Annotated in this window: 28 protein-coding genes and 2 pseudogenes; 21 read left to right on the top strand and 9 right to left on the bottom strand. The window is 54.9% G+C overall.

Features of this window, described 5'->3' with window-relative positions; translation table 11 throughout:
• Positions 1–289 precede the first annotated feature (289 nt).
• Positions 290–532 carry a DinI-like family protein gene (locus tag KGP21_RS03485; RefSeq protein WP_223497945.1) on the bottom strand — a complete coding sequence of 81 codons (243 nt, stop codon included), beginning with the start codon at positions 530–532 and terminating at the stop codon, positions 290–292.
• Between the two features lie 123 nt (positions 533–655).
• On the bottom strand, positions 656–1,321 hold the full coding sequence (locus KGP21_RS03480; protein ID WP_223497946.1) for a DNA-binding protein: 666 nt from the start codon (positions 1,319–1,321) through the stop codon (positions 656–658).
• Between the two features lie 425 nt (positions 1,322–1,746).
• Between KGP21_RS03480 and KGP21_RS03475 the strand changes: the two genes are divergently transcribed.
• Entirely contained in the window at positions 1,747–1,989 is a 243-nt protein-coding gene (locus KGP21_RS03475) for a hypothetical protein (RefSeq protein ID WP_223497947.1), read from the top strand.
• Between the two features lie 379 nt (positions 1,990–2,368).
• Here KGP21_RS03475 and KGP21_RS03470 read toward each other — a convergent pair whose 3' ends face one another.
• The 4 genes from KGP21_RS03470 to KGP21_RS03455 all read right to left on the bottom strand — a co-directional run bounded on the left by KGP21_RS03470 (position 2,369) and on the right by KGP21_RS03455 (position 5,600).
• The gene (locus KGP21_RS03470) at positions 2,369–2,761 is read right to left on the bottom strand and encodes a zinc-ribbon domain-containing protein (protein WP_223497948.1); all 393 of its coding nucleotides are present in this window, start codon (positions 2,759–2,761) and stop codon (positions 2,369–2,371) included.
• A complete protein-coding gene (locus KGP21_RS03465; RefSeq protein WP_223497949.1) occupies positions 2,751–3,263 on the bottom strand; it encodes a hypothetical protein in 513 nt (170 codons plus the stop codon). Before KGP21_RS03465 ends, KGP21_RS03470 begins: the two co-directional genes overlap by 11 nt.
• Positions 3,264–3,350: 87 nt before the next feature.
• Positions 3,351–3,788, bottom strand: coding sequence for a hypothetical protein (locus tag KGP21_RS03460; protein WP_223497950.1), 438 nt, complete (start codon positions 3,786–3,788; stop codon positions 3,351–3,353).
• A gap of 1,068 nt (positions 3,789–4,856) precedes the next feature.
• On the bottom strand, positions 4,857–5,600 hold the full coding sequence (locus KGP21_RS03455; RefSeq protein ID WP_223537231.1) for a hypothetical protein: 744 nt from the start codon (positions 5,598–5,600) through the stop codon (positions 4,857–4,859).
• Between the two features lie 692 nt (positions 5,601–6,292).
• Here KGP21_RS03455 and KGP21_RS03450 point away from each other — a divergent pair.
• From KGP21_RS03450 to KGP21_RS03440, 3 genes are all read left to right on the top strand, one after another.
• On the top strand, positions 6,293–6,499 hold the full coding sequence (locus tag KGP21_RS03450) for an AlpA family transcriptional regulator (RefSeq protein ID WP_223497952.1): 207 nt from the start codon (positions 6,293–6,295) through the stop codon (positions 6,497–6,499).
• 1,159 nt (positions 6,500–7,658) lie between these two features.
• A complete protein-coding gene (locus tag KGP21_RS03445) occupies positions 7,659–8,249 on the top strand; it encodes an inovirus-type Gp2 protein (RefSeq protein ID WP_223497953.1) in 591 nt (196 codons plus the stop codon).
• A 311-nt stretch (positions 8,250–8,560) separates the two neighbouring features.
• Positions 8,561–8,881, top strand: a complete 321-nt coding sequence (locus KGP21_RS03440) for a zinc-ribbon domain-containing protein (protein ID WP_223497954.1) — start codon at positions 8,561–8,563, stop codon at positions 8,879–8,881.
• 32 nt (positions 8,882–8,913) lie between these two features.
• Here the strand turns inward: KGP21_RS03440 and KGP21_RS03435 are convergent.
• From KGP21_RS03435 to rfaQ, 3 genes and pseudogenes are all read right to left on the bottom strand, one after another.
• A pseudogene (locus KGP21_RS03435) lies at positions 8,914–9,716 on the bottom strand (glycosyltransferase family 9 protein); the annotation flags it as partial.
• The gene (locus KGP21_RS03430; RefSeq protein WP_223497956.1) at positions 9,713–10,936 is read right to left on the bottom strand and encodes an O-antigen ligase; all 1,224 of its coding nucleotides are present in this window, start codon (positions 10,934–10,936) and stop codon (positions 9,713–9,715) included. The gene KGP21_RS03430 and the pseudogene KGP21_RS03435, both read right to left, overlap by 4 nt.
• Positions 10,937–10,977: 41 nt before the next feature.
• Entirely contained in the window at positions 10,978–12,156 is a 1,179-nt protein-coding gene (gene rfaQ / locus KGP21_RS03425) for a putative lipopolysaccharide heptosyltransferase III (protein ID WP_223497957.1), read from the bottom strand.
• Between the two features lie 306 nt (positions 12,157–12,462).
• Between rfaQ and KGP21_RS03420 the strand changes: the two genes are divergently transcribed.
• The 17 genes and pseudogenes from KGP21_RS03420 (at position 12,463) to KGP21_RS03340 (ending at position 21,475) form a co-directional block, all read left to right on the top strand.
• Positions 12,463–12,855: a hypothetical protein gene (locus KGP21_RS03420; protein WP_223497958.1), complete on the top strand. Its 393-nt coding sequence runs from the start codon at positions 12,463–12,465 to the stop codon at positions 12,853–12,855.
• An 85-nt stretch (positions 12,856–12,940) separates the two neighbouring features.
• A complete protein-coding gene (locus KGP21_RS03415) occupies positions 12,941–13,828 on the top strand; it encodes a GTPase family protein (RefSeq protein ID WP_223497959.1) in 888 nt (295 codons plus the stop codon).
• Between the two features lie 342 nt (positions 13,829–14,170).
• Complete coding sequence (locus KGP21_RS03410) at positions 14,171–14,875, top strand: WYL domain-containing protein (RefSeq protein WP_223497960.1); 705 nt, start codon at positions 14,171–14,173, stop codon at positions 14,873–14,875.
• A 62-nt stretch (positions 14,876–14,937) separates the two neighbouring features.
• Positions 14,938–15,156: a hypothetical protein gene (locus tag KGP21_RS03405; protein ID WP_223497961.1), complete on the top strand. Its 219-nt coding sequence runs from the start codon at positions 14,938–14,940 to the stop codon at positions 15,154–15,156.
• A 2-nt stretch (positions 15,157–15,158) separates the two neighbouring features.
• Positions 15,159–15,398, top strand: coding sequence for a hypothetical protein (locus KGP21_RS03400; protein WP_223497962.1), 240 nt, complete (start codon positions 15,159–15,161; stop codon positions 15,396–15,398).
• Positions 15,399–15,569: 171 nt separating this feature from the next.
• Positions 15,570–16,394 carry a DUF932 domain-containing protein gene (locus KGP21_RS03395; protein ID WP_223497963.1) on the top strand — a complete coding sequence of 275 codons (825 nt, stop codon included), beginning with the start codon at positions 15,570–15,572 and terminating at the stop codon, positions 16,392–16,394.
• Positions 16,394–16,642, top strand: a complete 249-nt coding sequence (locus KGP21_RS03390; protein ID WP_223497964.1) for a hypothetical protein — start codon at positions 16,394–16,396, stop codon at positions 16,640–16,642. Before KGP21_RS03395 ends, KGP21_RS03390 begins: the two co-directional genes overlap by 1 nt.
• A gap of 118 nt (positions 16,643–16,760) precedes the next feature.
• Positions 16,761–17,213 (top strand): annotated as a pseudogene (locus KGP21_RS03385) (antirestriction protein).
• 14 nt (positions 17,214–17,227) lie between these two features.
• The gene (radC, locus tag KGP21_RS03380) at positions 17,228–17,716 is read left to right on the top strand and encodes a DNA repair protein RadC (protein WP_223497965.1); all 489 of its coding nucleotides are present in this window, start codon (positions 17,228–17,230) and stop codon (positions 17,714–17,716) included.
• A gap of 38 nt (positions 17,717–17,754) precedes the next feature.
• Complete coding sequence (locus KGP21_RS03375) at positions 17,755–18,132, top strand: hypothetical protein (protein ID WP_223497966.1); 378 nt, start codon at positions 17,755–17,757, stop codon at positions 18,130–18,132.
• Complete coding sequence (locus KGP21_RS03370; RefSeq protein WP_223497967.1) at positions 18,129–18,449, top strand: DUF5983 family protein; 321 nt, start codon at positions 18,129–18,131, stop codon at positions 18,447–18,449. The genes KGP21_RS03375 and KGP21_RS03370 overlap by 4 nt, the downstream gene beginning before the upstream one ends.
• 61 nt (positions 18,450–18,510) lie before the next feature.
• Entirely contained in the window at positions 18,511–18,993 is a 483-nt protein-coding gene (locus tag KGP21_RS03365) for a hypothetical protein (RefSeq protein ID WP_223497968.1), read from the top strand.
• Between the two features lie 12 nt (positions 18,994–19,005).
• Entirely contained in the window at positions 19,006–19,341 is a 336-nt protein-coding gene (locus KGP21_RS03360; protein ID WP_223497969.1) for a TA system toxin CbtA family protein, read from the top strand.
• Positions 19,342–19,419: 78 nt separating this feature from the next.
• Complete coding sequence (locus KGP21_RS03355; RefSeq protein WP_223497970.1) at positions 19,420–19,788, top strand: type IV toxin-antitoxin system YeeU family antitoxin; 369 nt, start codon at positions 19,420–19,422, stop codon at positions 19,786–19,788.
• A 75-nt stretch (positions 19,789–19,863) separates the two neighbouring features.
• On the top strand, positions 19,864–20,721 hold the full coding sequence (locus KGP21_RS03350; protein WP_223497971.1) for a DUF4942 domain-containing protein: 858 nt from the start codon (positions 19,864–19,866) through the stop codon (positions 20,719–20,721).
• Between the two features lie 120 nt (positions 20,722–20,841).
• The gene (locus KGP21_RS03345; RefSeq protein WP_223497972.1) at positions 20,842–21,123 is read left to right on the top strand and encodes a type II toxin-antitoxin system RelE/ParE family toxin; all 282 of its coding nucleotides are present in this window, start codon (positions 20,842–20,844) and stop codon (positions 21,121–21,123) included.
• Positions 21,124–21,163: 40 nt separating this feature from the next.
• Complete coding sequence (locus KGP21_RS03340) at positions 21,164–21,475, top strand: addiction module antidote protein (RefSeq protein ID WP_223497973.1); 312 nt, start codon at positions 21,164–21,166, stop codon at positions 21,473–21,475.
• The last annotated feature ends 374 nt before the right edge of the window (positions 21,476–21,849 follow it).

The raw sequence follows: 21,849 nt of genomic DNA, 5'->3' as shown, positions 1-21,849 counted from the left end.
TGATGTCTCTAGTTCAAAGATCGTTGCCCATCGTGAATGCTGCCTGCAATTGGTAGAGTTAAAAACCGTGTACCGTCGGCACTGGCATCGATTTAATACTGGCCGTTAGTGAACCATATCACACCGCATTGTCAGCCGTAGGGGATAGCCTGTTTTTTTAGGCTGTTGGCTGTCAAACCGCGTCGAATATTGACCAGGAGGCAGACCAGTTGCACCGTTTGGAAAGGTGAACGCTGTGGGGCGCTCACAGTGCTGCTGCCCACAATCCCTGCTGTCCGTGGTCAATGAGCTAATCTGGCTGGAACCACTCATCCGCTGTTTCCCACGTTTCTTGCAAGATCGCTTCAACACATTCTCGGTCTGCCGGAGTTCCCCCACGTACCGATAACCCATTCATCCTGGCTAAACGCACGGTGGCCTCGACGGCTGAAAATTGGCGGCGTAGACGCGTATTCAGTTCAACGGCCAGGGTAGATGCTGCACCGTCTGGCCACTTTTTCTTTTTATCGAGCCTCACTTCAACATACAGCATCACGCCTCCCTCAGACCACTGAACAATGTACCCTGGTCACTCAGCATAACCGCCCCAAGGCCGGAGAAGCTGTTTCTACGGTGCGACAACCTGAAGCGGCTAATTATTTACAGACCTGTCCCGTCAATCAATTATAGGCTCTGGTTGAATCGCTGACAGGTACGACTCGCGTTGATACGCAGCAACGGTTCTCTGTGTTCCGGTCAGTGTGTCAACAACCTCAACCTCTGACGTGGCAATCGCCATGCCGGATTGTCTCAGTTTTAAAACATCGGCGGCGATACGCTGGAGCCCCAGCCAGAAAAGACCATCCAGCGCATTGACTTGTAAACCGGCCTCCAACGCTAACCGGAGACGTTCGCGGGGCGCTTTGGTTTGCCTGGCTATCTGCTGGTAGGGAACGGCTGTAGCCCCCTTGACCTGCACTCGGCGAATACGGCTTGAAAGACGATAGCGGAATGCATCGGGCACATCACTCAAATCAGCCCCCAGACTGTAAACCTGCCCCCGGCTTTTGCCGTTCATCACGGCGGTTTTCTGGCCAAGTTGTAAGTCATCACGCAATCGGTCGATTAGCTGGGGGGTGCGGATGAGCAATAATCGAAAGGGCAGTTCAAAGCTCGTGACATAATCCACATTCAGCAACGCGATACGCAAACGTTCCGTACTCCCCGCATGAACCTCGCGGCATTCTTGAATGACTTCAGCCCACTGCTGCCTGATGCGTGGCGTCTCGTCGATTTCCGCGAAGCTGTATTTTTCAACCTGATACTCAATACGTTCAATCATGCAGGTTTCCCGTCAGCGCCCCTCGTTCACTTTAGCAATGACCAACAATAACCGGAAGCCAATTTACAGGGAACAGTGCCCCCCTAAACGGCACATTCCTATCGTCAGACTCCAGCGGTGTACTCCGATGCTGCAAAGGCCCCAAGCTGCGCGTGCCCAGAGCAGTTCCATGCCAGGCTCTCCAACCTTTGTTTTTTTCAACCTGAAAGCCTCGCTACCCAGCGGGATATGATGCGTTGAATAAAGATTGTCGTGGGGGAATGGTTAATGCACCAGAAAACGGTAAACTGCGCAACGGCTGTTCGTGATCTTTCAGGTCTGGTGCCCCACAATCCCAATAGCCTACGTATTGCTCATGTGTGTCACAGTTTACCAGCCCTATTAAGGGGCTGGTTTTTTTTTCAGCCACAGGCAACCGCTAACCGATGCAGACATACACTGTGAGAATAGGGTTACGCGAGCCGTCGACCATCATGCTTAGCCAACTTGACGATGCAATGGAGCAGAAGCGGTTTTTGCCTGCCCTACGGCTTGTCGACGACGACGGTTATATCACCTACCACTATCACACCGGCACAAAAAACAAGCAACAACTCTGCGCCCTGGTGTACAGCATTGCCGAACGCATCCAGCCAGGCCCCGTTGTGCTGATTGACGAACAGGCCTGAGAACAATCCCCCGGTAAGCCACGCCCTCTGACAACCTTAACTGCATCACGTCGTTGCATGGCGCAGCATACTGGGATGGCTAAGCACCGTGTGACACGTAATGCGGTCAGTCTCGGATAATCGTCAATGGCGGCTTCTGGTATGGAAGCGATGCATCGGATGTGGGTGGACAATTCAGGGGGGTTGCAACAGCGCATTAGGTACAAAACTTCAGTCTTGCTGGGGGGGCTTGCTGTGCCGCCATCCAGACAGCACAGCCGTCCACCGCTTTTGTTACCCACGACGCCGGACCTGGAGTCGGCGAACAGGGTTGAACCGCCACCAGGCCCCGTGCTGAGAGTCTGCCAATCAGGCATCAACCGCGTTTTACCCCACCCGTTTATTCCGGCCCCCGTAACGCGACCTCGGTCGTGTAGTGATGCGCTTTACAGTAGGGGCAGGTTTTCAACCCGACATAGGCCTTGTCGCAGCGCACACAGAAGTAATCTGTGGGCGCGAGTTTCGCCAGGACGGGGGCAAACGCCTGTTTAACGGCAGAGGACGCGCGTGGGGAGCTCTGCGTCAGGCGATGGCGGCAATCCTTGGCCAATGTGGGGTCTGCACGCGCCAGGTCGTGTTCAAAGTATCGCCCTTCGGTATGCGTCACGCGCAGCACCAATCGACTGTGGCAATCATCACAGTAGCAGGGCATGGTGCCACCCGGCGGTAGAGTTTCAGCCCGAACCCGTTGCCCGTGGCTATCGCACGCTTCACGCAGCCTTTTAAACTGCATCGAAAGGCTCCTCGTTCCAGGCCTCATCCATGACCCGCTGCCAGGCCTGATCCCGGTCGTAGCGGACCAACGCCTGCCGATGCTCGGGAGCTCTAAAGGCTTCCCTGAAGCCCAGTATAACGTTATTGAGTTGTGCGGCCCGCACGCGCGCGTCTTCCTCCTCCTCATTCAGCTTGAACGGGAACAACGTCCGACAGTGCACAAACAGCCGCAGTGTCGGGTGCTCGCTAACGCACAATGCCGGGGTACGGGCGACCATCAGCAACGACCAGTACAAGCGATTGGCCACCTCGCCCCTGGGAAGCGCACGCCTGCTGCCGGTGATGTCGTCCTCCTGCACGTAAAAACCGCCCCCCACGATCTGGCGTTCCCCCATTTCGGTTAGGCGGCGCAGCAGTAATGCCTGCTGTGCCTTGAAAGTACGATCCGGGTCAAACTGCGGGTCGGTCGATGCAACGGCCTGCGGGGACCGCGTGGTTGATGATGATAAGGATGAAGGCATGGTGTTCTACTCCGGTTAGGCCACCTCGGTATGGATGGTTACACAGGGAGGGTGATGTACGTAAAAAATCTGCCTGGATGGCTGCATTCACCTCCAGGCGGTGTGTTCACTGCAATTACAGTCGTAACGTTCCAGCGCCTGCTGGTGCGCTGGGGACCGGTAGTCCTCCCGAAAGCCCCGCAAGAAGTTATTGAGCTGTGCTGCACGCCAATAGGCGTCTTCGCTGTAGTCTGGGGTGAGCGTCAGGGGAAATAGCGCACGATAGCGATTAAACAGGGCCAGTGTCGGGTGTGCATGGCGGGCATCAACACACATTCTGATTGACCATAACAAGCGATCACTCGCTTCGTCGGTCGACTTGATACGGATATGGCCCGTCTCCCGATTGCCCGTGACGATAAATCGCCCTCTGGCGCGGCTTTCCCCCAATCGGGTCAAGCGGTGCAGCAGTATTGCCTGCAGTCTGGTCAGCGGTGTATCGGTAACGGTTGGCGGGCTTGGTTGTTCCAACGGGGATAGTGGCATTCGTCGTACTCCTGTTATGCCCCCTCGGTATGGGAGGCTACACAGGGTTCCAGGTGTACATAAAAAAACGCAGGGGACGTGAGCGGGCAGAATAGCGGGTGGAGGCCGGTGCCTTCCGCTCAGGGCGAATGTGTCGACCAGTGACTAAAGCGTTACGGGAAAGAAGCTACAGTGGGCTGACGCCCATGCCACTGTGATCCTGGCCCTATCAACGCGCCCCTGCCGGTGTTGGCGTAGTTGCCGGTACCGACTGACGGCAGTGTGGCTAACGGTCAGAGGTCTCCTTACCGGTAATTTTTTACGTACATTCAATTAATATGTAACGAAACCTCAACCCCTGTTGTTGAGCCCCGCAGGTGGCTCCTATGATCTAATAAGATCGGGGTTGGAAGACAACATCGTAGGGAACCGCCAGAGTTCCCGATCAGTCACAGAGAGCAACGTGACCGTAGAGAGAGATACCGTGATCGATTGATCGAGTGAATAAGTGACCGTAGAAAGAGTGATGCTGTGATCGCGTTTAAGGATATCGAGTCGTTGAACGGTAAACCGTCAAGCTCTTTTCCCAGTGAGAAGTGTGCTCTTTAAGCCATAGGTGCAGGGTAGCAACGGATCCACCGACTTAGGGGAGCACAACCCTGTCTGAAACGGTACACCGAGCAGAGCTCAGAGGCAAAGCCGATATGCATCGCCAACGCGGGGTTCAGGCATTAACGGCGGTAAAGTACCGGAGTCCAATCCATGAGGCCGTATTGTACAGTGGCTACAGGGACGAGAATCGGCCGCGCTGGTGACTCACCTTGCCGGTGGCTTCTACCGATTGCCGCTTGCGCCCACGCGGCTCACTACCCCGGGGCCTTTTGCCCCGGCCAAAGGACCGTGTGCAAGCAGGGAGATGGGGACTGGAGTCACTATGGGGTTTGGTGAGATAGGAAGCGACTTCGACCAACACCTTACGTTTGTCGGTGTCACGGTAATGGATCCTCCCAATACCGAGTTTTGCATACGTCTCTTTTTTTTGGTTGCAGTTATAGTAGGTGCTTTTACCCTCGGTAACAGCGGCTCGCTCTAAACAATGACCTTCTTTCTCCTGGCACGTTTATGTTCAGATCCCCCTACGCTTCGCATCCCGGGAAGTACCAGCAAAGAATGGCGATGAGGGTCATTACCACCGGTTCGTATTCTTCGCATCGGTGTAGCATAAAGCGGCATTCGGTCACTGCCACTGCCTGGGTCACTGTCTTGGTCACTGTCTGCATCGATGAATTCCTGAAGATAAGGATGATCACCACGACTTAATGCCAAAAAGGGTAACGCAAGGTTGTAGCTCAATACGGCTGCAAAATTTACTGCACCGCTCTCAAGTAACTTTTTACCCTCCGGTTCAGTTTTCCGGTTACGTTGCTGCCTGTTGGGATTTGCCAGTGACATCCATAAGTCTGCCAACCTCCCCCCGTTCTCCACCGTGCGATCTGCTTTTGAGACAAAAAACATGATATCGACATACGGTTCACCAAACCGTTCAGCGAGCAACACCCATGAATAACCGGTGATGACAGTACCAATTCTGCAGTTTCTGTAACTGTTATTGAATTTTCCCAATACAGACTTAAGCCGTTTGGCGTGGGTGACCTGACCACTTTTATCGTTCAGAAACCGGGCTCGTTTCAGGTGTGACCCTTCTGGCAGTACAGGAGTCAGATAAAATCCGAAGTGAAAATTTTTGATGTCGGGGTTACGCATAAATACCCGATGATAGTGCCCAGCGAGTTTTCCGTTTACCGACTCCGTCTGGGATGATTTCTTTCTCATGTTCACTGTGTTGCCAGAATATTGTTGCATATTGGCTAATGATTATTCGGCGTTATTGGTTATAATGTAACATTATAACTTGTAGTTTGGTTTTTGTCAAGCACTTTGATGGTTAGGGAACTCTGACGGCTGCCTACGGTGTTGTCTTGACTCCCTCCTTGCCTCGATCACTTTTAGATCATAGGAGCCACCTGCGGGGCTCAACAACAGGGGGGGAGGTTACGTTACCTATTACGTGAAAGTACGTAAAAAAATTCCGGAAATCGAGATCGCATACCTGTGCCACGGTCATGATGTTGCAGCGTGACGAACCGACGTTTTTCGTAGAACATCTAACCATAGACTCGCACCGTTCCGTCCTGGATTGTTCGTCAACGCTTATGTTTCTATTTGTGCCGGATGACGTGAAAATTGCGTATATCGCTAACATTGGGTCAAGGGTAATAACCGACGGTGGGGGGCATTTAGCCATGGCCTGGTACCCACGTTAGTGCTCCGATCAGCAACCAGGTGAAAAAAATGCGTTGGTAACCGCAGTGAGTGAAAGTGCAAAAGTGATGAGCTGATTCTAAGATTTTTTACGCCGGTCAGGAATGCCATGACGAACAGGGTGTCCGGTGACCTCGATAGAAAATCAAACAGGGATCCTCACCGTGTTCTCTCTAATCCAATCGATTTCAGAGGGCATCAACATGCACAACACCGTAGACCTGACCAACGACCAGTTGGTGAGTATGATCTTCATCACCGACTTTACCGGGCTGACCGATAAGTGGTTCTACAAACTTATCAGCGAGGGGGCGTTCCCCAGGCCTATCAAATTGGGCAGAAGCTCACGCTGGCTGAAGAGTGAGGTGGAGCAATGGGTGCAGGAGCGAATCAGAGTCTCAAGGAAGTGAGACCTCCATCGGCTATTTTACCTGAGTTTAGCCAAATCACTCAGATGTCAATTGTTGAAGTGAAATTAATTTGGGTTTTTTAATTTAATTAACAAGCACTCCAGTTTTAGTATTTTACTTACTCCATTTTTAGAGTTCTGCTCACTCTAGTTTCTAGTAGCCTGATCACTCGAGTCTGGTACTCCAGTTACCCAGCTTACTTACCTAGCCTTGAAGTCACTGTGTGTGCTTACTCTCCTCTCGCATATTGAGACTTAGTCCGCTGATCCAGGGTGTAGGCATAACCCCGATCGCTACCCTTGTTAATTTCACCCGTAGCTCACACGGATACCTGATTGCGCTGCTGCGAGACTGGCAGGGGTTTGGCGTTAACCCCCGTGAAGTCAGACGGCAAGCCTCGGCAAAAAGGTGTGTATGCCCGAGGTGGGTTTGTTCTGGGCGGGGAGTGGAGTCCAGAGCAGCTCCTGTCAGCCTACCTGTATGTCTGCGCCGTGAGCTATACACGCCTCAGCGAAGTCAGGGGGCGTTACCGTAGAGGTGATGGTTGCGTTACGTTCTGACGCCTAAAGCCCCCCGTGTGGTCAACAATGCGGATAAGGGCGCTGCCCGGTCCGACGTGTCTGCCATATCGTCCCGTTCGATAACGGGGGGAGTGTAGCCAGCGTCAAGCCATCGCCAGGGCGTTGGAAAGCCGTGCCCTATGCCTCGTATGGGTTACGCCAGTTTGTCCCGAAGAGGGCTTTACAGCGCTTTCAGGGAGCACTGAGCAGTACCTTGGGGAGGGACAGGCTTGGGGGCAGCCGTTGGCAGAGCCAAGGCGGCTTGGCGTTGCACATCGGACTTGGGGTCGCCAGTTAATTTGAAGGGCGGCAGCAGTCGCCCCTTTACCCGTTCAGCCCTGCGGTCGCCTGCTCCGACGAGGATGATATGCACCTTCTGTTGAACCGGGTAAGCCTCACGGGGTGCAATAAAGAACCGGGCGTGTCGCTGTAAGCGTCCCAGGTGCCGTATTGGCGCTGACAGCCACCTTCTCGCCGTTGAGTGCGCGCGTACCATCCTTTCTGCAATCAACGGTGATGCCCCCTTTTCCCCCCACACGACCTCATCAGGCCCAGTCCTCCCCCCCACGCTGACGATTTTGAACCCAGGAGTTGATCCCATGCGTAACACAAGCCCATTCAATCGAACCTGGAGCCTTGATTGGTTCTTGAGCCACAGATTGAATTTACACATCGATGAGTTGGTAAACCGTTACTCCCGTCTGTTAGCCTTGCGCGTCGATCTGTCTTATCAAAAAAATACCGTCCGGTACGGCCAGCAGCGGCACCGTCAGCTTGAAAGTGACGTCAGGCTATTGATGACTGAAATGGAGCGTCTGAGCGCCGTTGTGGGGTATTTTTGGGTCATCGAGTGGACCGTTGATCACAAATTTCATGCACACGTCGTATTTTGGCTGGATGGCCATGCGACGCAACGCACCTTTCCCTTTGCTGAGAAAGCCATGGCATTCTGGAAAGCGATAACACAACAGGACGGTGGCTTTCATCGCTGTGACTTTAAAGAGAGGTATCAGGCGGATATCACTATCCCGGTGTGTTACAACGCGCCAGCAAGCATTACCAATATCAAGCGGGTGTTAAGCTACCTTGCCAAAGTTGAGCAGAAAGAGGGGATGCTCTTCCCCTTCGGTTGCAATGACGTTCCCGAGCGTTCGGCGGTGGGGCGTCCTCGTAAGGCAGGCCATGCCTAAGCTCAACCGCACCGCCTGGCCATCAATGTTCGTTCAATCCAACGCGCGTCGGTGACGATAGTCGCTATCCCGCAAGCCACCTGCTGCTTGACCTCGCTTGTTGAGCTGACTTTCATTTCCCCTTCGTGCCCGAACACAGGGACGGGCACCCCCTGCGCGTAAGGGTGTGCAGAGAACCAATAATATGAAATCCTTTATCACGCTGGACGGCCATGGCCGCTTGACCGGGGCTAGAACAGCCCAGACCGCCCCTGACGCACGGATTAGCCATACCGATCAACACAGCCGTCCCCCCCGTCGGAGGTCACCGTATGCGCATGTTGAAATGTTACCTGGCCAATGACAACGTCGGACACTTTGTGACGATTAAAGAGGCCATCAACAGAGGCAGTGGCGTGCTCACCTGCATATCCTGCGGTTATCAGCTGATATTGCAAGTGGGGTATACCCGGCGTGGCCCGTGGTTCGAGCATGACCAGCGGACGGTCCCGCAATCAACGCTGATGAACTGTGCAAATCTGGATCCACGGGTGAAAACCGAGGCGAAGCACGCGGCGTTGCGCAAAACTTGCAGCACCTATCGTATTACGCACAGGGTACTGCGCGTTGTACCAGAGTCATTACCAGGGTGAAAAGCACTGCATTGCGTGTGGTTATGGGATAAACCGAGGTGTATCGGGGCACAGTCCGCCGATATCACCAGATCCAGTAAGCTCATTGCCGCCACCCGTTCCCTGACTGACGGCGTACTGAGATAACGTGCGTCAATATGGGCGATCGGCGGTTCTGTCGGGGAGATAAAACAAACAGATCCATGGCAGGACTCAAGGTGGCCGCCAGTTGACACCATTTCTCACGACGCCAGCGACGCTGGGGCGATTTATTGGCGATAAACAGCCCGATACGGCACCGGGTGCGGGTGCGTGTCCCGTATAACCGATGCCACTTCGCCTGTAACTCAGGTGCCGGATAAACCTGCAACCGCAGTGCGCTACTCTGCATCTGACCCAGCTCTGGCACCCGTGCATACCCCGAGAGGGCCTCGTGGCGAAGTGCCCGGTTGGCGACGTGCTGCGGATTGCGGCCATCAAACGCGGTCACGGCGTTATGCCAGCGACAATCCCTGACATTGCGTTGCCGGGCAAACTGAATGCTGTTCTTATGTATCCCGCCGTTGGGAATGACCCGCAAATCAAAACCCCATCGCCGTAAACGCCCAATCAGGGCTAGCCGGTCAACGAGTGCAGCCAGCCTGCCAGGCCGAGGGTTGCGCTCACGGTATTTACTGTAGACATAGGTATGGTATTGCGTCACTGCCGGGTTATTGAGCAACGCATCCTGATTGTCCCTGTTCGCCAGAACAGGGATGTCTGCAGCGGGACAACGTTACTTCATCGCCGGTATAAATACCGTGGTACGGTCCATATCCCCCAGAAAATCCATCCGGATTATCAGAATACGCTTCATGGAACCGTGGCCTCTCGCCTGACTACCGTCAAGCTCGCCAGGTTTGCCGCGATGACCATAAACAGATGCCCTTCGGCTGAGTCCAGCAGGAACGAATTGAACAGGTGGCAGGCCATATAGCTGCCCAGAATGGCCACCCACAGGTTACGGCAGGCGACCGGTTGACGCCAGGCCGCCCGCAGGCAGCACCACATCCAGCCCAGAAACAGCGCCAGCCCCAGCAGGCCGTTCTGGACCGTCTCCAGCAGATATTCATTGTGCGGGTTATGTACACTGTAGCCGGTCTGGGCATTGCCGTACCAGAAACTCCCGGCCCCGTTTCCCAACAGGGGAGCCTGTCTTATCAGCCGGAACGCCTCACGGGCAAAGGCCGTTCGCTGCCCCATCGAGTTGTCACAGGCCTGATAGGCCCGTTCAGCCGGAGCCAGCACACAGTGGCGAACCTCCTGCAGACCCAATGCCAGGCGCTCCGTGGCACGATTGGGAATCAACACCAGCGCCAGCGTCACCAGCAGACCGCAGACCAACACCCCGAGACGCTGCCGACCGGGTAACGTCAACAACAACCAGACGCCCACCCCGACCAACAACGCCACATAGCCGGTACGTCCCTGAACCATAAGCAACACATTGGCCGTTGCCAGCGCGGCCAGTACGCCATAGCCCGCGCGCGTGAGGCCGGATTGTGCGAAGGCTCGGGACAACCACACCAGAACCGCGAACGCCATAAACACGTTCTGGGTTATCTGCAACTTGAAGACCGTAGGGTTCTGCGGGTCGAGACCGCCCAGCGTGACATGCCCGATACCGGACACCAGACTGATGACCAATATCACCGCATTGGACAGCAAAAAGCCGTTGATAAACCGGGTCAGTAACTGGCGGTCAGTCAGGAAGAACAGCGCCAGCGGCAGCACGTACAGCAGCTTTTGATACTTGCCCACCATCTTCGGACCATAGTCGTGGTACTGGGTTAGCAACGACAGCGCCAGCAGGGCAAACATCAAGGCGGGCAACCAGACCAGGGGCTGTTTGAGCAGGGGGAGCACGTAACGATAATCCCGTTGCCACAGCAGGCAGACTACAACCATGCCCAACGCGATATTCATCAGTGCGTTGGACGTCGGCAGGGACACCCCGAGTAAAAATGCCGTCAGGCCAAACCACTGAATGCGGCTTGGGGTAAAGGAAGAGACTGCGGACAAGTTTGTCGATGACATGGTGATGGGCTTCTATCAAGGTGAATTAAAGGTGGTGTCAGTCACTGCGCCGCAGGGGCGGTAGCCGACGTCGCCAGAATGGCGAGTCGATGGTCCACCGCACGGATGACCGCCTCAACCGGAATGGCCTCCAGATAACGTTCCGGGGTATCGGTATCGACGTCGTCAGGGTCGGGCAACGGGCGATAATCGCCCGCCCACAACAGGGTATGCGGCGCCTGCCAGGGCGACCATTGCGCCAGATTACTGGGACCGAACAGCACAACGGAAGGTGTTTGCAGGGCCGCGGCCATGTGCATCGGTACCGAGTCCACGCCAATGAGCAGCATTGCCCGGTCCATCAACACCGCCAGCTCAGGCAGGTCCAGGCGACCCGCCAGATTGACCACCTGCTGCGGTTGGGTACAGCCTGCCAGAATGGCGGTGACCAGGGTGACGTCTTCAACGGAACGCCCCCCGGTCAACACCACGGTTGCTCCTCTGGCGGTGAGGTGATTGATAACCTGCGTGTACCCCTTCACTGACCAGGTCTTGAATGCCCAGCGGGCCGCAGGGTGGAGCAGCACAAAATCCGTCAGGTGATGGCGCTGGCTGAGCCGGTCGACCTCATCCATATCGGATTGCCGGTAGGCCTGTTTCACGCGAGTAACCTGGGTGGGTAAGGCCAATGGCGTCAGAATGTCGAGATGATTCAACACGGTGTGCTGTTGTTTATGGCCATCAACTGTCACCAGCAGGGAATGACAAGCTTGCCACAACCGGTTGTTACGCGTGGGATAACGAAAACCCAGGCTGAAGGCCGGTTGCAGAAAACGGCAATACAGTGCCGCCCGCCACTGGTCCGACAGATTGATGACCAGGTCGTAGCGCGCGCTGCGCAGGCTGTTCCATAAGGCGTGCTCCCCCCGATACTGCGCCTTGACGCCCTGGTGTTTGAGACGCCGGTCAACCGTATAGGTCAGGTAAATGTCGTGATTCCCCGCCAGCATCGCCTGTGTACCGTCATACACCAGCACGTCAATCAGGGCATTGGGGTAATTGACCCGCAGCGTACCCAGCAACGGCGTGGTCAGCAGGACATCCCCCAAATGACGCAGTTTGATAACCAGGATGCGCTGGACCTGCTCACGGTGCAGCAACCGGTTGGGGAGCCGTTGGTCAGGCAACCGGGGCTGGTCGGGCCCAGTCGATACGGTGGAATGGGGAGGCGTTATTGTCATAGGTCATTGTCCTGGAACCCTGCAGAAATCGTCTTGTTCACGGATGTCGAACAGCCTTTACCTGTCGGCGATGCAATTTACCATTGATAGCCTACACAGATCAATATTAATGAATTGATCGATATTAACGATCAATAATATGAGCCGCTCTCTTTGCCGTGGTCGCTTCCCGTGCCGTTTTATGCTGGGGACGATGTGGGGACGTGGAACCCAAAGGGAATCTTTATAACTCAATGATTTCTCACATCTATATTACCAACATGAGTATCGAGAAGCCCTCTCGATAACACACAAGGACACCTCATCATGAAACCGATTATCCCGCTGACCCTGCTGGCTTTCGCCATTCTCTCCCCCCTTGCTCAGGCAAAGACCACCACCACGCTGGCCCAAAACCAGGTGGTCGACGGCCAGCCCCGCATCGTCATTTTCCAGTACGACGGCAAAAATGCCTTTTGTCTGCAGGTGCCGAAAAAGTACCAGCCCAACACGGCGGTGGGCTGCTTTGCCGAAGGCGATGTAGGGGCCATCAACAGTGCCGCCAATGGCAATCTGGGCAGTGACGAGAACTGGACCAACATGAAAGATGAAGGCACCGAGATTTGCTATGCCGGTGAAGGCCGTTGTCCGGTGCCAGCCGGGTTGACAGACCTGCTTGACCCTAAAACCAATAAGGAATGGGGCGTCTGGCGGCCTTAAGCCCGCGTAGCGTCCTCTGCTCAGGGGGCCATCGGTGGCCCCCTTTCTCTCGCCGTAGGTCTGTCTCTTATTCAAGGTTCCCGCCATGACAACACAACGTTCCGGGGTCACCGTACTCCATGAACATCTTTCGCTCCTGCCCGCTGCCGTGCGTGAACGACTGATGCAACGCCTGCAGCAGGTGGTGCAGTATCAGCCGGTGATTGGCGTGATGGGCAAAACCGGTGCCGGGAAAAGTAGCCTGTGCAATGCCCTGTTTCGGGGTGACCCCTGCGCGGTCAGTGATGTCGATGCCTGTACCCGTGCCGCCACCCGGCTGCAACTCACCTTTGGGGCCCATGCACTGACGCTGATTGATTTGCCCGGGGTCGGTGAAAGCCGGGCGCGTGACACCGAATACCAGGCGCTGTACCAGCAGTTATTGCCCGAACTTGACCTGATACTCTGGGTCATCAAGGCCGATGACCGTGCCCTGTCGGTGGATGAGCACGTCTACCACCAACTCCTGAACGCCACAAACCCCAGGGTGCCGGTGCTGTTTGTGGTCAATCAGGCCGACAAGGTCGAGCCGGTGGCCCAGTGGGACCGGGTGAAGCAGCAACCCTCTGCCTGCCAGTGGGACACGCTTGAACGCAAGGTCCAGGCGATTGCCCAACACTTTCAGGTCCCGCCAGCACACATTCAGGTCGTCAGTGCTGCCACGGGGTATCAGTTGCCCGACCTGGTGGAGGCCCTGGTAACCGCGCTCCCAAAGGAGGCCAGCAGTGCGGTGACCGTTCAACTGCGCGAAACCTACCGCACCGACACCGTACTCGACAAAGCCCGCGACGATTTTGGCGACACCGTCAGCGAACTCATCGACTGGGTTATCGACACCGTGCCGCTGCCCACCCCCGTCAAAGCGCTGGTCAAGTCGGTCAACAATACCGTCCGGCAGGTGGCTAAATCCGTCTGGGGCTGGTTTTTCGGGTAACGCGCTGCATCCCCCGGTAAACGCTGACTGACCCCGTGCATCCCTCTGCGGTCCGGCCTCTCAGGCCGGGCCATTTTCTTTTTCTGCTGTCGGCTCACGCCTATCCGGCAGTCTCACGCATTTTTACAGGAGTATTGATGATGGTTCGATTAGTGGCAGGAAACGGCCTTGTGGCCACTCCCTGTCCACGACAATTCGATGCCGACATGCATGAAATCCCTCGTTCGTCGCACCACTCCGGTGATCACCCTGCTGTAAAAATATTTTCCGGTGTGTCCATACCCTGACCGCCCCCTTCTTTACAGTGGTTCTCATTTTTCAGATCGTTGATGGAGCCTCTCAATGCCCCAAATAGCGCCCCGGCATGATCGTCTGGCGGTCAGGCTCTCATTGATCATCAGCCGCTTACTGGCCGGTGATACCCTGAATGTCCGCAACCTGGCCAGCGAGTTTGGGGTTTCCCTGCGGACCTTGCGTCGTGATTTTCGCGAGCGGCTGGTCTATCTGGATTTGGAATACCAGCAGGGTCTCTGCCGTCTCGCCTCAGGCGTCAGTCAGCGCCATACCGAGAAAGACGTGCTGGCGTTTGCGAGACGTATCGGCATCATTGACCTGCTGCCGGGTCTCGACAGTCAGATGATCAAGGCGTTGCTGTCAGCTGATGGTGCCTCTCCCTGCATTTCCTGGCCAACCATTTTTCAGCTACATCACGCCAGCCAGGTCTCAGCGCATTTTGCCACGTTGGTTGACACCATCGCCACCCGACACCGGGTACTGCTGTTGACGCCAACGTGCCGTTATGAGCGGCTCGCACCTTACCGCCTGATGTTTCACGACGGACACTGGTATCTGGTGGGCGAATGGCAGGGGCGCATCGCGGTGATTGTTGTCGATGACATTGATGCAGTGATTGTGTCCAAAGAGAGTTACGTCCCCTGTCAGGCAGTCGATAGCCTGATCACCCACACCCATTTTGTTGCCGCGCTGCCTCACTACCGTTTTATCCGTGAGGTATTACTGCCGTTTCATTCACCACCGAACGAATAAGTCGGTTCGGTGCCACCTGCCAGGCCTGCGCCGGGTTTGATTACGCTTTAAAGGAGAATTTAATGAAAGGTTTTTGGGGACTCTATTTTTTCCTGGGTTTTGTCACCACCGTCTATAAAGCATTCTGGGGGGAACAGGCATCACGTGGTCTGGGCTACGCCATCGGCCAGGGGCTCATTTGGCCCGTGGCCTGGTTTCCTGCCCTGGGTGATATTCTGGGCGGGATTATCTGGTTCTGCGTCATTGCCGGGCTGCTGTTGGCGTATTACGGGAGACGATAGCCATGAAAACGACATGGCCTCTTCTGCTCGTGCTCTGCACCCTAGCGGGCTGCGATGCCCCTGAAAAACGCGAATTCATGCGAGAGTACAAGACGCAGGGCAATACGGCGATGTGCGACTGCGCCTACAACAAAATCACCGCCAGATACGGTGAGGGATGGGGGCGTGACGTGCGCGTCATCCAGAGACCGGACTTTGCTGACTATCTGCTCCAGACTGCCGTCGAATGCACGTCAGAATAAGTCCCGGCGTTAGGCCGAGGCCGGTGTCATCGCTCCACGTGACACCACTGCACCATTGATCCACTTTGCGTTAACACCCGGGAAATTTTCCCCACACCGTCCAGACAGGCTCCCCGGTTTTTGCCGGTGGGGCCTTTTTGTTTTTAGTCTCCGAATAAGGAAAAATTAACCATGACCCGTTTAGCCTCCCGTTTTGGTCGGGTGAATTCCGTTCGCCGCGACCGCCCGTTAACCGTTGATGAATTGGCCCATTACGCCCCCAGCGTATTGGGTGACGACAAACACGCTTCACGCAGCGAAAAGTATAGCTACATCCCGACCATCACCTTGCTGGAACGGTTGCGTGAAGAAGGATTTGAGCCGTTCTTTGCCTGCCAGACCCGTGTTCGCGATCCGGGCAAACGTGAACACACCAAGCATCTTATGCGCCTGCGTCGTTCGGGTCAAATCACTCAAAAAGAGGTGCAGGAAATCGTGTTGCTCAACAGTCACGATGGCTCCAGCAGCTACCAGATGCTGCCAGGCTGGTACAGACAGATCTGTTCGAACGGGCTGGTCTGTGGTCAGAGTTTTGGTGAGATTCGTGTGCCGCACAAAGGGACCGAGATTGTAGATAAAGTGATTGAAGGAGCATACGAGGTACTGGGAATATTTGACCGGATAGAAGAGAGCCGCGAAGGGATGCTGGCGTTAACGTTGACCCCCGAGCATCAGCACGCCCTGGCGCACGCCGTATTGACCTACCGTTACGGCGAAGAACATCACCCCGTTACCGAAAACCAAATCCTGATGCCCCGGCGTTGGGAGGATAAGAAAGATGATTTGTGGACAACATTCCAAAGGCTGCAAGAAAATCTCAGCAAAGGCGGATTATCCGGTCGCAGCGCCACCGGCAAACGGGCACAGACCCGCGCGGTCAACGGGATTGATGGCGACATCAAGCTAAACCGCGCATTGTGGGTTATGGCGGAGCAGCTCAAGCAGGCAGTGGCCTGATGCAACACGTTCCCGCTGACGCGCGGCAGGCAGAGTGGCACCCGTTGCCGCTGGACAATCACCCCGGTAGCCGTTCGATATCAGATGACGATCTGTGCGCCTGGTGCAACCATCTTTGCTACCGCCCCGGTGAGCGCAGCCTGTGCCGGTTGGCTGAGGAAGAAGGTCACTGGCCAGCCTGCGTTGACGTGGATGGCTATGCCCAATCCTGCGCCGAACTGCGGTTGATTTTCACTCTGCCGCAATAACCCGACCACAGTCCCCCGTAAGCACTCACTGACCGTTACCACACCCCGTCCAGACTGGTTCCCCTGTTTTCCGGTGGGGCCTGTTTTGTTATGTATCTCATTCAAAAGGCTATTTCCCATGAATACACATTCTGCACCTTCTACAGCAATCCCTCAGACCAGCGAACTGATCGCTACGCTGGTGCCAGACCACCAACGCTCCCGTTTCTGGCAACAGCATTTTGGCAGCGTACCGCGATGGTTCCTGCTAGAGACCCACGTCTTCAACTGGTTGGATCGCCTGTGTGCCGATTACCACGGTGGGATGTGGGATTTTTACACGCTCAGTCACGGTGGGGTATTCATCGCTCCACAAACCGAAGACGATAAGCCCTGGTGACTGTTCAACCTCCTCAACGGCAACGGGGCTGAGATGGGCGCACACGCAGCCGGGATCACCGCCTGCCTGATGGCCTACAGTCACCACGCCTGCCGTACCGAGAGCGAGGCAATGACCGAACATTTCTACCGCCTGCGGGAATACGCACTGCAACATCCCGACAGCCGTGCCATTTTCGCCCTGATTGACTGAAACGAGGTCTCCCCATGCAACACCCCCAACTGCTTACACCACCACCGCCCTTCACCACCAACCAGCAACAGATTGTCAGCCAGGCACTGGCCATACTCGAAACCCAGCTTAAACACCGCCCTTATACGTTCAACGCCCCGGAGGCGGTGAAAACCTGGCTCAAGCTCCATCTGCAACCTCAACGCCGTGAATGCTTTATGGTGCTGTTTTTAGACAATCGCCACCGGTTGATCGCCAGTGAAACGCTCTCGGTCGGTACCTTCAATGCCACCGTCGTCTATCCTCGTGAAGTGGTGATCCGGGCATTACACCACCAGGCCGCTGCGGTGATCGTCAGCCACAATCATCCGTCCGGTGACACCGAACCCAGCAATGCCGATCGCACACTGACGGATCGCCTGGTGAGTGCACTGGGATGGGTCGATATCCGTGTTCTGGATCACCTGATCGTCGGGGATTCTGAACCGCTCTCGCTGGCAGAGCGTGGCTGGTTGCCTTGCTGATAGCCACTTTCTACCATTCTATATAAGGGACATTCTCTATGGGCTGGTTATTTTCGCACCGCTCTCGCCGTGAGCTGATCGCGGCACTGATCCGAACCGACGACACCGAACACTATCAACATGTGACGCTGGCGCATGCATTACGGGGCAATGTTCTGTGGTCTGTTGTTCAAAGTACCCCCAAAAACCCCACCAAAACCTCTCACACCGTCATTCATTGCACCCTGATGCAGGGGTCAGCCGGAAGCTGGGGCTATAAGGCGATGGATGAATCGGTGCACCCTTACTATTATTCCTGCCCCAAACGCTATCTGGCGATGGCTCCGGTCATCAGCCCTGAATGGCGTGAAAAGGTATTGGCACATCATCAACGCCGTTACCCGCAACGGGGTGTAATAAAGGAAGGGTGTCGATGATCACGACAATACCTGTGTTACGCTTCGGCCTGCAATGCAGTACGGCCCACATCACCGAAGACGACAATCAACGGCTCTATCAGCTTTCCCACTGCCAGGACGACTTCAGCGACGTCGAGTGGCTGTGCTACACCGGCACGGGCTATCTGCTCAGGCTGGAGGCGTGGACGCCCCCGGTGTTGCGGCTTAAACGGCTGGGGCTCTCCAGAGCCTGCCGCCGTCTGGTTACCACGTTGATGAAACGCCATCAATTGAGCTACCTGCATATCGATGCCCTGGGTGACGTGTTGCCCGGCTTTGCCACCTTCGACTGGTAATACTGCCCACTCCTAACGCGCCCCCTCGCGTTATCCCATTATTCTTAAAGGACTCTTTCTCATGAACACGAGCACACAGCCCGTGCCGGGCGTATTCCATTTTCTGCAGCATAACACTGTCTCATCAGACGACTGGCAAAGGCTATACCAGGCCATCACCGCCGCTTATCAGCAACTGTGCCAACGCCCCGACACGTTGGGTTTAGCCACAGCCCCCATCATCTGTGAACACACCGGCAACCGCCTGTATCAATTCGACGACAACCTGATTGGGCCAGGGATGATCGGTTTTAACGGGGAAAGGGCCAGCCACCTGGCCGGTGACCCTTTCATCCTTTACCCGCGTAAAACACCGTATGCCTTGATCCGCTGCGATACACGAGGCTATCCCTACCACGGGTTAGTCATGGCCGCACTGCTCCTGGCGAATACGCAGTGCCCCAACACCTGGACGATTGAATCTGACGTTCCGCTGAAACAATGGCGCAAAGTCGCCTACTGGCTGAGCTATCACTGCAAGTTACCGGTTTCTCCGCTCTGTTAAGGAACCCCCTTTATGAAGACCATCAACAAACTCCCCCACACCCCGACCCATGCCAATCCCACCTTTATCGAATACCAGCAACTGTTGGCCTGGTTGCTGGGCCATTGCTATGGCCTGGAACTTAACGATACGCCCTATCACGACGACCAGGCGATTGCTCAACAGATTGAACATGGCATTACCGTAAGGGAGACCGTCAACGAACTGGTGGAGAAATTTGATCTGGTACGCATTGATCGCCCCGGTTTCAGCCTGATGGCACAAGACCCAACCCTAAGCGGGGGCGATCTCCTACGGGCCCGCAGTGCGCTAGGTTTGCGAAGCCCAGCCATTCGCCGCCTTGCCTGATAGCATCCATTAACCTCTGTGATCCAACAACACGCCAGCCTCGCCCGCTGGCGTTGTGCCTTTTAAGGAACGCCGACAATGAAAGATAGCGATACCGATAACCACGAAGACAGCACACCGTCCCCCATCTGGGGCCTGCACTGTGCTATCACGCCAAGATTAGGTGCCAGACTGGTGCAACAGGGCAATCGTCTGCATTTTCTGGTTGACCGCGCCGGTCTGGTTGGCACCTTTTCACCCAACGACCTCAAGGGGCTGAATAGCGCCTTCCCCGTGCTGATTGAACAGTTGGAAACCTGTCTGCGCTCGGGTGAACTCGACCAGCGCCGCCAGCACTGCGTCACGGTCCAGCACGCCGGTTTTACCTGCCAGGCTGATACGTTGGGCAGTTTTGGGCATGTCTATATCGCTGTTTATCAGACAGCACAGCACACGAGCGGCGAGTAAGCCATTCACCGTATATCAGAACACGACACCTTGCCTGCCATGATGCGGGCATTTTACTTTTATGGAGAAATGACAATGAATTATGCAGTCAGCACCGTTATCGAACCCGATGTTCTGACCGATCACACCGACGTGATCTGCTCCACCAGTATTGAGCGTATCGTCACAGGGCGTAACACCGCGCTTGCACAAATTGAAGCCCTTATTCACCAGCTTGAGGATATCTCAGCCATCACCAGCAGCATTGGCGGTGGAGTAGCAAGGGACTGGTCAATGAAACAAGACTTCCGCTGCGGTTGCTGGTTGATGGAGAAAGCCGAAACAGCCATGCCCGTGATCAGCCGTAATCTCGACCGCCGTATATGGCGAGATCTGATGAAACGCTCCGGAATGCTCTCCATCATGGATGCCCAGGCGCGTGACCAGTGGTACAGAAACCTGGAGGGCGATACTATTCCGGCGATCAGCGGGGAGAGCATTTACAGCACGTTCGAGCAGTTGCATCGGGACAAGGGCGAGGTATTTGAGCGGGGCGTGATCAACGTGTTCAAATCGCTCTCCTGGGATTACAAGTCGAATCACCCGTGTAAATTTGGCAAGAAAGTGATCGTCAACAGTTTGGTGAGTCACAACCAATGGGGATTTACGCTGAACCACAGTTATCGTCGGGATCAGTTGGCAGATCTTGAACGGATGCTATTCCTGTTGGAAGGGAAAGCAATACCGGATAATCGGCAGGATGTCACCGCTCGGCTGTATGAACATATCCGTGCTACACCGCAAAAAGCTGAGGTTTATGAAGATGAGTACTTTTCAATCAAATATTTCATGAAGGGGTCAGCGCACCTGACGTTCAGAAAGCCTGAGTTGATGGACAAGATGAACGATATCATCGCCAAACATTACCCTGGCGTATTACCTGTCAGGGTCTAGTCAAAATATCGTCACTGCATAGACTACGGGTGTATCATGTTAAAATAAACAATTTGGCATTGACGCGAAAAGCCTAAAAGCTACAATGCCATATTGTATCTTATAAGCTACAATATTACTATGGTTGTGATCAAGCACTACCTCACGACGGATGGGCGTGATTTGTATATGGAGTTTTTAAAAGGGATACGTGACCCGATAGCCAGGTCAAAAATCGCTTCCAGGGTGAACCGAATGGGAGCCGGAAATTTTGGCGATCACAAACCCTGCCGCGATGGTGTCTGGGAACTGCGTATCGATCAGGGGCCAGGTTATCGGGTTTACTACAGCTTGCTCAGGAATGAAATTGTACTGCTTCTATTGGGGGGCGATAAGAAAGCCCAGAGCGATGATATAGACTAGGCTATTGACTGCCTGAAAGATTATTTGAAGAGGTAATGTGATGGCTAAATCCCGTTTACATGATGATGCGATGGTACAGTTTTTGCGCGAAGACCCTGGATTTGTACAACACTACCTGCACCAGGCGTTTATTGATATCGATGAGGACGGCGGACAGGAAGCGTTTCTAACAGCACTACGTCATGTTGTTGAGGCTCGAGGAGGAATGGCACAGATAGCTGATAGGGCTGGTGTTTCTCGTGAAACCCTTTACCGAACGCTTTCACCGAAAGGTAATCCAACGCTGAAAACGCTGCGCAGTGTCGTATCTGCTACCGGGTTTCAGTTCTCACAGATAGTCGCTATTGGCTGAGTTAAACGTTATCTGCCAAGTCCGACAATATGCAGAAGGCCCCATGAATTAGCGCGAACGAGGTAAATAGCATTGGGGTATGGATGCGTTTCCCTCATGGCAAACCGCCCCCCAATACAGCGAAAAACATTTGGGGGCTATAAAGGGGGCTTTAATTTTATTTTTAAATTTATAATCATTTATTATCAGCCAGTTAAAACAAAAACAACCCTCACCCACAGGGAGAGGGGACCGAATGTGCCACGATTTGCTCCTTCGCCTGACTGTAACTTCGTATCAACACCCTCTGCTTCCATAGTCACAGTTCTACACTGCCCCTATTCACAACTCCGGGCTAGCTCCCTCTCCTTGGGGAGAGGGTTGGGGTGAGGGAG

Source organism: Serratia sp. JSRIV004, from assembly GCF_019968705.1.
GTDB lineage: Bacteria > Pseudomonadota > Gammaproteobacteria > Enterobacterales > Enterobacteriaceae > Chania > Chania fonticola_B.
Note: the sequence above shows the minus strand (reverse complement) of the source record. Positions and strands in the feature narration are given on the sequence as shown.